The following is a 14,400-nucleotide window of genomic DNA, read 5'->3' on the forward strand; positions in this document are numbered from 1 at the left end:
GACGGCTGAGACGACCGACGCCGAAAGCGCCCTCCACGCGTGTGTGGAGGGCGCTTCGCGTGGACGTACGACACTGGGGGCGTGATCCGTTACGACGCCCTGGACGTCCTGCCCGTACGCGGCGCCCTGCCCGACCTGACCGACGCGCTCGACGCGCACGGCGCCGCCGTCCTCGTGGCGCCGCCCGGGACCGGCAAGACGACGCTGGTGCCGCTGGCGCTGGCGGGGCTGCTGGAGGCCGGCGGGCCGGTGCGGCGGGTCGTGGTCGCCGAGCCGAGGCGAATCGCCGCGCGGGCTGCGGCGCGGCGGATGGCGTGGCTGCTGGGCGAACAGGTCGGCGGGAGCGTCGGCTACACCGTGCGCGGAGAGCGGGTGGTCGGGCCACGCGCGCGCGTGGAGGTCGTCACGACCGGTGTGCTGCTGCAACGGTTGCAGCGGGACCAGGAGTTGCCGGGCGTCGATGTCGTCGTGCTCGACGAGTGCCACGAACGGCATCTGGACGCCGACACGACGGCGGCGTTCCTGGTCGACGTACGGGCTGCGCTGCGCCCCGAACTTCGGCTGGTGGCGGCGTCGGCGACGACCGATGCCGAGGGCTGGGCGGAGCTGTTGGGGGGCGCGCCGGTGGTCGAGGCCGCGGGTGTGTCGTATCCGGTCGAGGTGGTGTGGGCGCCGCCGGCGCGTCCCGTACGGCCGCCGCACGGTATGCGCGTCGACCCGGCGTTGCTGACGCAGGTGGCGTCGGTGGTCAGGCGGGCGCTGGCCGAGCGGGCGGGGGACGTTCTGTGTTTCCTGCCCGGCGTGGGGGAGATCGCGCGCGTGGCGGGCCAGTTGCGGGATCTCGGGCCCGCGGTGGAGGTGCTCCAGGTGCACGGGCGGGCTCCGGCCGCGGTGCAGGACGCGGTGCTGTCGGGCGGGGCGGGCCGCCGGGTGGTGCTGGCGACGTCCGTGGCGGAGTCGTCGCTGACGGTTCCGGGGGTGCGGGTGGTCGTGGACTCGGGGCTGGCACGGGAGCCACGGGTGGACCACGCGCGCGGGCTGAGCGCGCTGACGACGGTACGGGCCTCGCAGGCGGCGGGGCGCCAGCGGGCGGGGCGGGCGGGGCGTGAGGCGCCGGGGGCGGTGTACCGCTGCTGGGCGGAGGCCGAGGACGCGCGCCTGACGCGCTTTCCGTCTCCTGAGATCAAGGTGGCCGACCTGACGGCGTTCGCCCTCCAGGCGGCCTGCTGGGGTGATCCCGACGCCTCCGGCCTCGCGTTGCTGGATCCGCCGCCGGGCGGTGCGATGGCGGCGGCCCGGGCGGTGCTGACGGCGATCGGCGCGGTGGACGCGGCGGGGCGGCCCACGGACCGGGGTGTGCGTATGTCCCGTCTCGGCCTGCACCCCCGGCTGGCCCGGGCCCTGCTGGACGCGGCACCGGTGGTGGGCACGGCCCGGGCCGCGGAGGTGGTCGCTCTGCTGAGCGAGGAGCCGCCCCGGGAGTACGGCGACGATCTGGCGGCGGCCTGGCGTGCGGCCCGGCGTGGGAGCGACGCGTACGCGGCCCGCTGGCGGACGGAGACCCGCAGGCTGCGCTCGGCGGCGCCGGACGCCGTGCGTCAGGGATCCACCGACGGCTCCGCCACGTCCGCCGGGGACGACCGTGCGGTCGGGCTCGTCGCCGCGCTCGCCTTTCCCGAGCGGGTCGCCAGGGCTCAGGGCGGCTCGTATCTGATGGTGTCCGGTACCCGGGCCGAGGCCGGTGACGGTTCGGCGCTGCGTGGCGCCCCCTGGATCGCGGTCGCCGTGGCGGACCGGCCGGTCGGGGCCGGGCACGCGCGCGTGCGGCTCGCCGCCACCGTCGACGAGGACACCGCGCGGTCGGCGGCCGGCGCCCTGCACGCCACGGGCGAGGAGGTCCACTGGGCGGACGGTGACGTCGTCGCCCGGCGGGTCGAGCGGCTCGGGGCGGTGGAACTGGCGGTGCGCCCCCTGCGAGACCCCGACCCCGTACTCGTACGCGACGCGCTTCTTGAGGGCCTGCGGCGGGAGGGGCTGGGGCTGCTGCGGTGGTCCGCGGACGCCGAGAACCTCCGGCAGCGGCTCGCCTTTCTCCATCTGCGACTGGGCGGTCCATGGCCCGACGTCTCCGAAAGCGCCCTCCACGCGCGCGTGGACACATGGTTGGAGCCCGAGCTGAGCCGGGCGCGGCGGCGGGCGGACCTGGGGCGGATCGAGGCGGGGCAGGCACTCAACCGGCTTCTGCCGTGGGCCTCCGGGGAGGCCGGGCGGCTGGACGAGCTGGCACCCGAGCGGCTGGCGGTGCCGAGCGGGTCCAGGATCCGGATCGACTACTCCGATCCCGAACGGCCTGTGCTCGCCGTCAAGTTGCAGGAGATGTTCGGCCTTCGGGAGTCGCCCGTCGTGGCCGGTGTGCCGATCGTCGTCCATCTGCTGTCGCCCGCCGGGCGGCCCGCCGCTGTCACCGCCGACCTGGCCTCCTTCTGGAAGGACGGCTACAAGGGCGTTCGTGCCGAGTTGCGCGGCCGGTATCCCAAGCATCCGTGGCCGGAGGACCCGGCGACCGCCGAGCCGACCCGGCACACGAACGCGCGGCTCAGGCGGTGACCGGCTCGGGGGCGGAGGTCTCCGTGGGGACGGGGTCCGCGGGTTTGCGCCCGCGGGCCTCCAGGTAGAGGGCGAGGGCCAGCAGGAGCACGCCCAGGGTCAGGAAGCCCCAGGGGAGATACGACGTCAGCAGCAGGACCTGTACGCGCTGGGACTTGACGAGGGCGACCGTCGACTCGATGTAGTCCTCGCGCATTTTCACGTGTCCGGAGAAGGCCGTCACCTTGTCGCGCCCCCTCAGGAGAGCGCCTCCGCGCAGTTCCTCCTGGTGGATCTCCTCGCCGTAGACGGGAGCTCCGGTGACCGGTTCCACCCAGAACTTGCGGACCGTGGTGTACCAGCGGGTCATACCGGTCGCGGCGACCGTCTCGGCGGTGACGCCCTTGATCGGCAGGTCCTTGGGGAAGGGAACCTTCGTCCACGGGATGGTCTGCTCGAAGTAGTAGACCGAGACGCCGCGGAAATTCTGCGTGCCCTTGTAGTGGATGGGGGCGGTCATACGGGCCTGCGCGTCGAAGTACTCGTAGTCCCGTTTCTCCACCAGGAAGGGCCACTTGAACTCGATGCCCTCCCGTTTCACCGGGTCGCCGTCGACCATCTCCCCGGTGGCGTGCACCGGTTCCTGGGTGTGGGCGTCGAAGATGTAGCGCTCGGGGATCTTCGAGACCATTTTTCCGTCGGGTCCCTGGACGTAGGAGAGGCCGTCCCAGACGACCACGTCCCGCCCGGCCGTCTTCTCGATCTTCTCCGAGGCTTCGACGTTGCCCTTGAGGGTCTGCACGATGGTGACCTTGGAGACCTTCTTGGCCTGGAACGAGTCGTAGTCGAGAAGGGTCGCGCCCTTCGCCTCCAGGACCATGTCCGTGTACTGGTTCGCCGGGACCTTGGCGAGGCGCGGGAAGGCGTACCAGCGCGTCAGAGGGGACAGCGCCGCGAAGAACACGGCGAGGGCGAGCAGGATCAGGCCGGACTTTCGGCGCATCTCGGCCTCCCTCCCAAAGAGGTACGGCGGCTAGGGATGTGGCGGAACGGTCGTGAGCAGCGGCTTCGGCGACGTCGTGCCCGTCGGCGTGCCCAGGGCCGTGATCGTGAGGACGAGCGCGAACGCGAGGGCGAGGCCGGTCGCGGCGGCGATCAGGGCTCGCATGGGTGGCCTCCCCGGCTGTCGGCGGTTTGCTGATGGGGTGTCAGGTCGGGGCACCGTAGCAACGGTCGGCCGAGATGAGAACAACTCGTACGCAGGAAAGCGGCACCCCTCGCCGTGAACGGGGTGCCGCTGTCCTGCGTGTGAACGTGTGTGGCTGAGGGGGGACGGCGGCCTACGCGCTCGGGGAGGCGGAGGCCGAGGGGTCGGCCGACTCGGTCGGAGCCGTCGATCCCGCCGATTCGGTCGGGGTGGGTGCCGCCGTCACCGTCAGTTCGACGGTCAGGGTGGCGCCGCCGGTGGTGGTGATGCGCAGCAGGAAGGTGCCGACCGTGTCGTCCGCGTACAGCTTGGGCAGCTTGAGCAGGCCGTTCGCGTCCGTTTTGAGCCCTGTGAGGGTGCGGACCGTCTTGCCGTCCGCGTCCTTGAAGTAGGGGCCCTTGGCGTTCACGGTCGCGTCGTCGGCCGAGGTGACCAGGGTCGCGGTGGCCGCGACGTTGTCCGCGAGGGCGCCGTCGTACGTCGCCTTGACCTCGACCTGGTCGGCGAACTCGCCGCCCGCCACGCAGGTGAGGGCGGTGGTGGCGGTGCGGGCGAGTGTGTCGGCGGCGCGGGCGGTGACGGTGGCCGTGTAGTCGACGCCGGTGACCGTACGGCCGACGACGATCGCGCGGACCGTGAAGTCGCCCGTCTTCTCGCCCGCCTTGAGCGAGGGCGCGACGGCGACTCCCGTGCTGCCGGTGACGACCGTGGCCACGCTCTCACCGCCGGTGAAGGTGGTGTCGGTGTCGCCGACGATCGTGAAGCGGATCCTGACCTTGCCGACCGCCTTGCCGGCCGAGGTCTCCGCGCGGGTGCTGATCCTCTTGGTGAACGCGTCCCCCGCCATCGCGGTGAGCTTGGCGGTCCCCGCGTCCTCCAGGTGGTCCACCGTGTCGGTGGGCGTGGGCGCGGGGGTGGGCACCGGGGTCGGGGTCGGCACGGTGGGCTTGCCCGGCTTCGCCGGTGCCGGGGTACTCGTCCCCGGCGTGCTCGGGCCGGGGCTCGGCGTCGTCCCGCCCGGCGACGGAGTGGGGCTCGCGCCGGAGTTGTGGTCACCGTTGCCCGCGGGCAGCGTTCCCGTGCCGTCCGGAACCTCGTGGATGCCCTTGCGGTAGTACTCCAGCCACGACAGGACGAGGTTCAGATACTCCGTCGAGTTGTTGTAGCTGAGGATCGCCCGGTTGAGGTCGGCCTGCGTCGACAGGTCCCAGCCGAACCGGCACAGGTAGTGGCCGGCGGCGAGCGCGGCGTCGTAGACGTTGTTGGGGTCCTTGCGGCCGTCACCGTTGCCGTCGCGGCCCGCCCACGCCCAGGTGGACGGGATGAACTGCATGGGCCCGACGGCACTGTCGTAGCTGCTGTTGCCGTCGTAGGCGCCGTTGTCGGTGTCCTTGATGAGCGCGAAGCCGTTGCCGTCGAGCTGCGGGCCGAGGATCGGACTGGTCGTGGTGCCGTTCGCGTCGACCCGGCCGCCGCGGGCCTGACCGGACTCGACTTTGCCGATGGCCGCGAGGAGCTGCCAGGGAAGGTTGCAGCCGGGCTTGGCCGTGGCCAGTACCGTCTCGGCCTTCTTGTAGGCGTCGAGGACGGTCGCGGGTATGCCCGCCTCGGCCTCGCCGATCGAGACCGGCGTGCCTATGACGGACGACTGCGCCGGGCTCGGGCTGGGATTCGGGCTGCGGAGCGGTGGAAGGTCCGTGTAGTACGGCGGCGAGTTACCGGTCGCGCTCGCACTGTCGTCGGTCGTCGTCTCCGACGTGGGTTGGGAGTCGCTGGCGGTCCGTCTGCCCTGGTCGTCGACCGTCGCCCCCGGCGCCTGGGACGCGGACAGAGCCGCGACCGCGAGCGCGGCCACAGCGGTGGTCGCCGCCCCCTTGCGGAGCCTCCTGCCGATGTACGCCGCCATACAGAGAACCCCTCCCGGGGGCGACAAGTCGCCCCGTTCCGCCTGTTGTCGGTCGGTCGCAGCCGATATCGACCGTTCCCAACCGATCTCGGTCAGTCCCGCAAATCGGCCATTTCGCCCGATTCCACGCCTTGTTCGTGCGTTACGCCTTCATTACGCGCCCGTACTCGTCCATGCTCCCCAGCAGGCCGGCCCAGGCGACCCTACGACAACTTGTGTTGCACGGACACCCGTTCGTGCCCGATATTCACCGATTGGCCAACTGTGATTCTCCAGCGGGCCGCAGGGCCGGGTAGCCCCCTGCGGCTGTTCCCCGCACTCCCCTACTGACTCGTAACCCCCGCCGCAGGTTGTAGCCGTCCCGCATACTGGACGCCGGTGATCGTCGGGACGGTTCGCCCTCGCCAACATCCGCTCCAGGGAGCCCCTTTGCCGTTCACTCTCAGCCACGCGGCGGCCGTACTGCCCGTCGTACGCGCCGACGGAACCGGCCGCGGCCGACTGATTCCGGCGGTGCTCGTCGCCGGCTCCTTCTCTCCCGACCTGACCTATTTCGCGGCGAGCGTCCTTCCCCGGGCGATGGAGTTCGGCGAAGTCACCCATTCCTTCCCGGGCGTCTTCACGATCGACGTGGTGGTCGCCTGGGCGCTGGTGGCCCTGTGGCTGTTCCTGCGCGAACCGCTGGTGGCCCTGCTGCCACACGCCGGGCAGAGCCGGACCGCGGCCCTGCTGCGCTGCGGCACTCCCCGCGCGCGCGTGACACCGTCCCTGGCACTCCGGTGGTACGCCTCGGCCGCCTTCGGTGCCCTCACCCATGTCGTCTGGGACGCGTTCACACACCACGACCGGTGGGGGGTGCGGCTGTTCCCCGTTCTCGACAGCGGCCTGCGGGGCTCGCCTCTGTACTGGTACCTGCAGTACGGCAGTTCGGCGCTGGCCGCGGTGGTCATCGCGGGGTTCGTGTACCACGCGCTACGGCGGACCGGCGCGGGCGAACCGACGGGCGTACCGGTGCTGTCGGTACGGGACCGGTGGCTGGCCTGCGCCGTGATCGGCGGCTGCGCGGCGGTGGGAGCGGTACAGCGGGTGCTGCGCTGGTGGTCGCACTGGGGTGCGCAGGCGAAGCTCTGGGAGGTGATCCCGACGCTGTGCTTCGGGGTGGGGGCGGGCCTGCTGTCGGGATTGGTCCTGTACGCGGCGGGTGTCAGGGCCTGGCGTCCCGGGGAGCGGGCAGGGGCTCGTGCCGCCGAAGGCCGTCACCTTCGTACGGAAGACCCCGCAGAAGGTCCTGCGAAAGGTCGTTCAGCGGGTCTCTCGGCGGAGGAGACGCGGGATCACGCCGGTGGGCGGGCCGGAGGCCGTGCGGGTTCCCGCTGACCGCTGCGGAGCGGGCGGCGCAGCCAGCCTCGCCCCCAGCCTGTCCATAGGCGCCAGGTCCGGGCGCGGCCGGGCACCGGCGGGCCGAAGCGTGGCCCGAGGTGGGCACGGAGCGAACGGCGAGGCCGACGAGTAGAGGAGTGCGGCGCGAGTGCGCGCCGGAGGGTTTCCGCACGGCGGCCGAGGGAGTCGGTGACTGGGCTGCCGCCAGGAACGCGGGCGGTGCTCGCGTCGGCCGCGAATGCCGGTAGCGGGGAGGCCCGCGTGAGGGCCGTCCGGCGGATGAGCGTGCGTATACCCATGCCCGCATCCTGTCGGGCGGGCCCTGGCGAGGCGTGTTCGCGGGGGCCACGCGGGTGACGGACCCGGCGGGCGTCGGGGGAGAGCCGTCCGGGACGAGCTCACGGACCCCGGATCGGGACCCGAGCCGCACCGGACCCGGCGCTGGCCGGGAGCACCGAAACGGCCCGCCCACTCCCGGCACGTCAGGCTCGGTCCGCCCCGCGGCTGACGCGGCGGACCGGGCCAGGTCGGGTGCCGGATGCGGCACCGCGGCCTGCTGCCGGGGGCGGTGCCCGGGTCGCGCGCGGGCGGACGACGAGCACCTCACCGGCCGCCCGCCGCCGCCCGCAGACAACGAACCGTCCGTTGACCGCCTGCCCGGCGGAGCCGCTAGTGTGCGGCCGACTCCCAGTCGAGCCCCGAACCCACCGACACGTCCAGGGGTGCCCGGAGGGTCACCGCGCCCGCCATCTCGCGGCGGACCAGTTCCTCCGTCGCCTCGCGCTCGCCCGGGGCGATCTCCAGGACGATTTCGTCGTGGACCTGGAGCAGCATGCGGGACTTGAGCTTCGTCTCCTCCAGCGCCCGGCCCACGTTCAGCATGGCGATCTTGACGATGTCCGCCGCCGTGCCCTGGATCGGGGCGTTCAGGGCCATGCGCTCGGCCATCTCACGGCGCTGGCGGTTGTCGCTGTTCAGGTCGGGGAGATACCGGCGGCGGCCGAACAGGGTCTCCGTGTAGCCCGTCGCCCGTGCCTCGTCGACCGCCCGGCGCAGATAGTCCCGTACGCCGCCGAAGCGCTCGAAGTAGGTGTCCATCAGGCCGCGTGCCTCGCCCGCGTCGATGTTCAGCTGTCCGGACAGGCCGAAGGCCGACAGACCGTACGCCAGGCCGTACGACATCGCCTTGATCTTGCGGCGCATCTCCGCGTCCACCGCCGAGCGGTCCACCGCGAACACCTGGGAGGCGACCGTGGTGTGCAGGTCCTCACCGGACGTGAAGGCCTCCAACAGGCCCTCGTCCTCCGAGAGGTGGGCCATCACTCGCAGTTCGATCTGGCTGTAGTCCGCGGTCATCAGCGACTCGAAGCCCTCGCCGACCACGAACCCCCGCCGGATGGCCCGGCCCTCGTCCGTGCGGACCGGGATGTTCTGGAGGTTGGGGTCCGTGGAGGACAGCCGGCCCGTCGCCGCCACCGTCTGGTTGAACGTCGTGTGGATGCGGCCGTCCGCCGCGATCGTCTTGATCAGGCCCTCGACGGTGACGCGCAGCTTCGCCTGCTCACGGTGGCGGAGCATGACGACCGGCAGTTCGTTGTCCGTCTGCGTCGCCAGCCATGCCAGGGCGTCCGCGTCCGTCGTGTAGCCCGTCTTGGTCTTCTTCGTCTTCGGCAGGCCCAGCTCACCGAAGAGGACCTCCTGGAGCTGCTTGGGCGAGCCGAGGTTGAACTCGTGGCCGACCGCCGCGTGCGCCTCCTTCACCGCCTGCTGCACCGCGCCCGCGAACATCTGCTCCATGGCTTCCAGGTGGGCCCGGTCCGCCGCGATGCCGTGCCGCTCCATACGGGCCAGCAGCGCCGACGTCGGCAGTTCCATGTCCCGCAGCAGCTCCGCCGCGCCGACCTCGTCGAGGCGCTCACCGAACGCCTCGCCCAGGTCGACGATCGTGCGGGCCTGCACCATCAGGGAATCGGCCTCCGCGCCCTCATCCGCACCGAAGGCCAGCTGGCCGTCCGCCGTCGCGGCGGGCGCCAGTTCACGGCCGAGGTACTCCAGGGACAGCGCGTCCAGGTCGAAGGAACGCCGGCCCGGCTTCACCAGGTACGCGGCCAGCGCCGTGTCCATGCTCACCCCGGCCACGGTCCAGCCGTGCTCCGCGAAGACCCGCATCGCGCCCTTGGCGCTGTGGAACACCTTGGGCCGGTCCGCGTCGGCCAGCCAGGCCGCGAAGGCGTTCTCGTCGGCCTCGTCGAGCTCCGCCGGGTCGAACCAGGCCGCCGCTCCCCCGGCCGCCGCGAGTGCGACCTCGGCGACCGAGCCACTGCCCAGCGCCCAGGTGTCGACCGTGGCGACGCCGAGCACCTGTGTGCCGTGCTCGGTGAGCCAGGGAGCCAGCTCGCCCGCGCCGAGCACCGTCCCGTCCACCTCGACGCCGGCCTCGGCCACCGGACCGGCCTCGACCTCCTCGGCGCCCGGGTCGACGGCCAGCAGCCGCTCGCGCAGCGAGGGGTTCCGGATCTCCAGGGTGTCGAGGACCACGGCCACCGCCGTACGGTCGTACGCCGCCCGCTCCAAGTCCGTGACCGTCTTCGGTAGTTCGACGTCCCGGACCATCTCCGTGAGCCGGCGGTTGAGCTTCACTGCATCCAGATGGTCACGCAGGTTCTGCCCGACCTTGCCCTTGACCTCGTCGACCCGCTCGACCAGTTCCGCGAACGACCCGAACTGGTTGATCCACTTCGCCGCCGTCTTCTCACCGACCCCCGGAATGCCCGGCAGGTTGTCGGACGGGTCGCCGCGCAGCGCCGCGAAGTCCGGGTACTGGGCCGGCGTCAACCCGTACTTCTCGAAGACCTTCTCCGGAGTGAACCGGGTCAGTTCGGAGACGCCCTTCGTCGGATACAGCACCGTCGTGTTCTCGGTGACCAACTGGAAGGAGTCCCGGTCGCCGGTGACGATCAGCACCTCGAAGCCCTCGGCCTCGGCCTGCGTGGTCAGCGTGGCGATGACGTCGTCGGCCTCGAACCCGTCGACCGCGAACCTCTCCGCGTGCATCGCGTCGAGCAGCTCGCCGATCAGCTCGACCTGCCCCTTGAACTCGTCCGGCGTCTTCGACCGGTTCGCCTTGTACTCCGTGAACTCCTCGGAGCGCCAGGTCTTGCGGGACACGTCGAACGCCACCGCGAAGTGCGTGGGCGCCTCGTCGCGCAGCGTGTTGGCGAGCATCGACGCGAAGCCGTAGATCGCGTTCGTCGGCTGGCCCGTCGCGGTCGTGAAGTTCTCCGCGGGCAGCGCGAAGAACGCGCGGTACGCCAGCGAATGCCCGTCCATGAGCATCAGCCGGGGGCGGCCCGTGCCGGAGGTCTTCTCGGTCTTCTTCGCTGCTGTTTCTGCCACGACCCCGATCCTGCCACGTGCCACTGACAACGCGGGACGCCCGAGCCGCCCGGACCTGTCTACGCCGCTGTCACCGCCCCGTGCGAGGATCGAAACAGGTGGCACACACGCAGGGTGAACCATGCGCGCGCCCACCACGCGCAAGCGGAGATCCACGTGCGGAGACACACGTGCAAGCGAAGGGGCTCAGCCATGGCCAGCAAGCCGCCGAAAAGTGATCCGGTCCAGGACGCGCCGCAGGTCGCCGACCCCAAGCACGCCGCGGCAGGCCTGCCCGCCATCGGCCACACCCTGCGTATGGCCCAGCAGCAGATGGGCGTCCGCCGCACCGCGCTCACCCTCCTGCGCGTCAACCAGAAGGACGGCTTCGACTGCCCGGGCTGCGCCTGGCCCGAGCCCGAGCACCGGCACGCCGCGGAGTTCTGCGAGAACGGCGCCAAGGCCGTCGCCGAGGAAGCCACCCTGCGCCGCGTCACCCCGGAGTTCTTCGCCGCCCACACCGTGACCGACCTGGCCGGCCGCAGCGGCTACTGGCTGGGCCAGCAGGGCCGTCTCACCCACCCCATGTACCTGCCCGAGGGCGGCGACCACTACGAACCGGTCTCCTGGGACCGTGCCTTCGACATCGTCGCCGAGGAGCTGAAGGCCCTCGCCTCGCCGGACGAGGCCCTCTTCTACACCTCGGGCCGCACCAGCAACGAGGCGGCCTTCCTCTACCAGCTGTTCGCCCGCGAACTGGGCACGAACAACCTCCCCGACTGCTCGAACATGTGCCACGAGTCATCGGGTTCCGCGCTCAACGAGACCATCGGCATCGGCAAGGGAAGCGTCCTCCTGGAGGACCTCTACAGGGCCGATCTGATCATCGTCGCCGGCCAGAACCCCGGCACCAACCACCCCCGGATGCTCTCCGCCCTGGAGAAGGCGAAGGCGAACGGCGCGCGGATCATCAGCGTCAACCCGCTGCCCGAGGCGGGCCTGGAGCGGTTCAAGAACCCGCAGACCCCCCAGGGCATGATCAAGGGCGCGGCCCTCACCGACCTGTTCCTGCAGATCCGCATCGGCGGCGACCAGGCACTCTTCCGCCTCCTCAACAAGCTCGTCCTCGACACCGAGGGCGCGGTCGACGAGGACTTCGTCCGCGAACACACCCACGGCTACGAGGAGTTCGTCGAAGCGGCCCGCGCCGCCGACTGGGACGAGACCCTCACCGCGACCGGCCTCACGCGCGCGGAGATCGAGAAAGCCCTCGCCATGGTGCTGGCCTCCGAACGCACCATCGTGTGCTGGGCGATGGGCCTGACCCAGCACAAGCACTCCGTGCCCACCATCCGCGAAGTGGTCAACTTCCTTCTCCTGCGCGGCAACATCGGCCGCCCGGGCGCCGGCGTGTGCCCGGTGCGCGGCCACTCGAACGTGCAGGGCGACCGCACCATGGGCATCTTCGAACGCCCCGCGCCCGCCTTCCTGGACGCCCTGGAGAAGGAGTTCGGCTTCGCCCCGCCCCGCGAACACGGCTACGACGTCGTACGGGCCATCCGCGCCCTGCGCGACGGCGACGCGAAGGTCTTCTTCGCCATGGGCGGCAACTTCGTCTCCGCCTCCCCCGACACGGAGGTCACCGAGGCGGCCATGCGCCGCGCCCGCCTCACCGTGCACGTGTCGACGAAGCTGAACCGCTCGCACGCCGTCACGGGCGCGCGTGCACTGATCCTGCCGACCCTCGGCCGTACCGAGCGCGACCTCCAGGGCAGTGGCGAGCAGTTCGTGACGGTCGAGGACTCCATGGGCATGGTGCACGCCTCAAGGGGCCGCCTGGACCCGGCGAGCAGGCATCTCCTCTCCGAGCCGGCCATCGTCGCCCGCCTGGCCCGGCGGGTCCTGGGCGAGGCGTCCCGCACGCCCTGGGAGGAGTTCGAGAAGGACTACGCCACGGTCCGTGACCGCATCGCGCGCGTGATCCCCGGCTTCGAGAACTTCAACGCGCGCGTGGCCGACCCGGCAGGATTCGCGCTCCCGCACGCCCCGCGCGACGAACGCCGCTTCCCGACGGCCACCGGCAAGGCCAACTTCACCGCCGCGCCCGTCGAGTTCCCCCGGCTTCCCGAAGGCCGTCTGCTGCTGCAGACCCTGCGCTCGCACGACCAGTACAACACCACGATCTACGGCCTGGACGACCGGTACCGGGGCATCAAGAACGGCCGCCGGGTCGTCCTGGTCAACCCCGAGGACGCGACGGCTCTGGGCGTCGCGGACGGGTCGTACGTCGATCTCGTGAGCGAGTGGAAGGACGGCGTCGAACGGCGGGCGCCCGGGTTCCGGATCGTGTTCTACCCGACAGCACGGGGCTGCGCGGCGGCCTACTACCCGGAGACCAACGTGCTGGTCCCGCTGGACGCCACCGCCGACACCAGCAACACCCCGGCCAGCAAGTCCGTGGTCGTGCGTCTGGAACAATCGGCCACCGACTGAGCGTTTGCTCAGTGGACGAGGACACAGACGTGCGGACACCGCACCGATCACGACGAACGGAGCCGGGCCCCATGGGCGAGCAGCAGCACGTGAAGTTCCCGCAGCATGTCATCGACGAGTACACGGCACTGGGTATCGACGTGATCGCCATGTTCTCCGCGGGCCACCTCGGCAACCGGATGGGCGTGCAGATCGTGGAGGCGTCCGCCGACCGTGTCGTCGGCACGATGCCCGTCGAGGGCAACACACAGCCGTACGGGCTGCTGCACGGAGGCGCGTCCGCGGTGCTGGCGGAGACGCTCGGGTCCGTGGGGGCGATGCTGCACGGGGGCAGTTCGAAGATCGCCGTGGGAGTGGACCTGAACTGCACCCACCATCGCGGGGCGCGCTCCGGCCTGGTCACCGGCGTGGCCACACCGGTGCACCGGGGGCGGTCGACGGCGACGTACGAGATCGTGATCACGGACGAGGCCGACAAACGCGTATGCACGGCACGTCTCACGTGCCTGCTGCGGGACGCGCCCACGGCGGGCTGAGAGCGCCTCCCCGACCCCCGCCGCCCCTGCCCGCCCCACCCCGGAAGCCGCACCCCCAGACCCCCCACGGCCTGAACAGGCCTCGCCCTCCGACACCGGGCAGGCTGGGCGGCTACCGTTTCCCCATGAGGCTGCGACCATGACCGGCATCGGCCCCGTCGAGCCCGTCAACTCGCCGGACACGCAAGAGACTTACGAAGTCATCGGTGCCGACACACCACACTTCACAGAACGCTGGCAGACCCTGTCGCCGCGCGTCCGCAGAGCCGTCGTCGGCGCCGCCGCGCTCGGCGCCACGACAGCCGCGGTGATCGCCCTCCTGCCCCCCGAGCCGTCCACCCCCGCCCCCACCCACACCCTCATCGCCATGCCCTGGCCCGCGAACGCCACTACGCTCCGGTACACCGGACTCGCCGCGACCTTCGACTCCACGCCCGCCAGCGGCCTCTTCCGGTTCGCGGTGACCGTACACAGCGGACCACCCGTCACCCTGCGCGTGACCGGCACCGGCCTCGCCGGTCTCACCGCCCGCATCTCCCCCGCCGAGACCTCGACCGTCGACGCCGGGACCACCCGGCGGATCACCGTCCAGATATCCGTCGTCGACTGCGCCCGCCTCACCCTCGACACGGATCAGCCATTTCTCGCCGTAACGCTGCGTAACACACGCGCAATACAGCATCGGAGTTTCATCTTCGGGAGCGACTACCCCGACGACCTCTCACAGCTCCTCCACACGGCCTGCCGCCCGTTGCCCCCGCGGCCAAGCACAAGGCCACAGGCAGAGGCAACCGGACACGCGGATTCTCAAAATATGGACGGAGAGTAATTCCGGCCAAAGTGGCTGAGATCCACTATCGCCAAGGATCATCAACCGACACGTCATAACAAGAAAGTCACAAGCAAGCTCTCCCATA

9 protein-coding genes are annotated in these 14,400 nt (G+C 71.3%); 5 read left to right on the forward strand and 4 right to left on the reverse strand.

Annotated elements, in window-relative coordinates; all coding sequences use genetic code 11:
• Positions 1-81: 81 nt before the first annotated feature.
• Positions 82-2,607: an ATP-dependent helicase HrpB gene (hrpB, locus tag PV734_RS32740; protein ID WP_319093658.1), complete on the forward strand. Its 2,526-nt coding sequence runs from the start codon at positions 82-84 to the stop codon at positions 2,605-2,607.
• On the opposite strand, the gene PV734_RS32745 is transcribed toward hrpB, so the two are convergent.
• The 3 genes from PV734_RS32745 to PV734_RS32755 form a co-directional block, all read right to left on the reverse strand.
• Entirely contained in the window at positions 2,597-3,589 is a 993-nt protein-coding gene (locus PV734_RS32745) for a DUF3068 domain-containing protein (protein WP_319093657.1), read from the reverse strand. The genes hrpB and PV734_RS32745 overlap by 11 nt on opposite strands.
• A 30-nt stretch (positions 3,590-3,619) precedes the next feature.
• Positions 3,620-3,754: an SPW_0924 family protein gene (locus PV734_RS32750; protein WP_319093656.1), complete on the reverse strand. Its 135-nt coding sequence runs from the start codon at positions 3,752-3,754 to the stop codon at positions 3,620-3,622.
• A gap of 172 nt (positions 3,755-3,926) precedes the next feature.
• On the reverse strand, positions 3,927-5,699 hold the full coding sequence (locus tag PV734_RS32755) for a lytic murein transglycosylase (RefSeq protein WP_319093655.1): 1,773 nt from the start codon (positions 5,697-5,699) through the stop codon (positions 3,927-3,929).
• 429 nt (positions 5,700-6,128) lie between these two features.
• Between PV734_RS32755 and PV734_RS32760 the strand changes: the two genes are divergently transcribed.
• Positions 6,129-7,076, forward strand: a complete 948-nt coding sequence (locus PV734_RS32760; RefSeq protein ID WP_319093654.1) for a DUF4184 family protein — start codon at positions 6,129-6,131, stop codon at positions 7,074-7,076.
• 672 nt (positions 7,077-7,748) lie between these two features.
• On the opposite strand, the gene polA is transcribed toward PV734_RS32760, so the two are convergent.
• On the reverse strand, positions 7,749-10,475 hold the full coding sequence (polA, locus tag PV734_RS32765; RefSeq protein WP_319093653.1) for a DNA polymerase I: 2,727 nt from the start codon (positions 10,473-10,475) through the stop codon (positions 7,749-7,751).
• A 192-nt stretch (positions 10,476-10,667) separates the two neighbouring features.
• On the opposite strand from polA, the gene PV734_RS32770 reads away from it, so the two are divergent.
• The 3 genes from PV734_RS32770 (at position 10,668) to PV734_RS32780 (ending at position 14,312) form a co-directional block, all read left to right on the forward strand.
• A complete protein-coding gene (locus PV734_RS32770; protein ID WP_319293294.1) occupies positions 10,668-12,947 on the forward strand; it encodes an FdhF/YdeP family oxidoreductase in 2,280 nt (759 codons plus the stop codon).
• Between the two features lie 71 nt (positions 12,948-13,018).
• Positions 13,019-13,483, forward strand: a complete 465-nt coding sequence (locus tag PV734_RS32775; RefSeq protein WP_319093649.1) for a hotdog fold thioesterase — start codon at positions 13,019-13,021, stop codon at positions 13,481-13,483.
• A gap of 139 nt (positions 13,484-13,622) precedes the next feature.
• Positions 13,623-14,312 carry a hypothetical protein gene (locus PV734_RS32780; RefSeq protein WP_319293296.1) on the forward strand — a complete coding sequence of 230 codons (690 nt, stop codon included), beginning with the start codon at positions 13,623-13,625 and terminating at the stop codon, positions 14,310-14,312.
• The last annotated feature ends 88 nt before the right edge of the window (positions 14,313-14,400 follow it).

The sequence above is a fragment of the Streptomyces sp. AK08-02 genome, from assembly GCF_033795085.1.
Taxonomy (GTDB): Bacteria; Actinomycetota; Actinomycetes; order Streptomycetales; family Streptomycetaceae; genus Streptomyces; species Streptomyces echiniscabiei.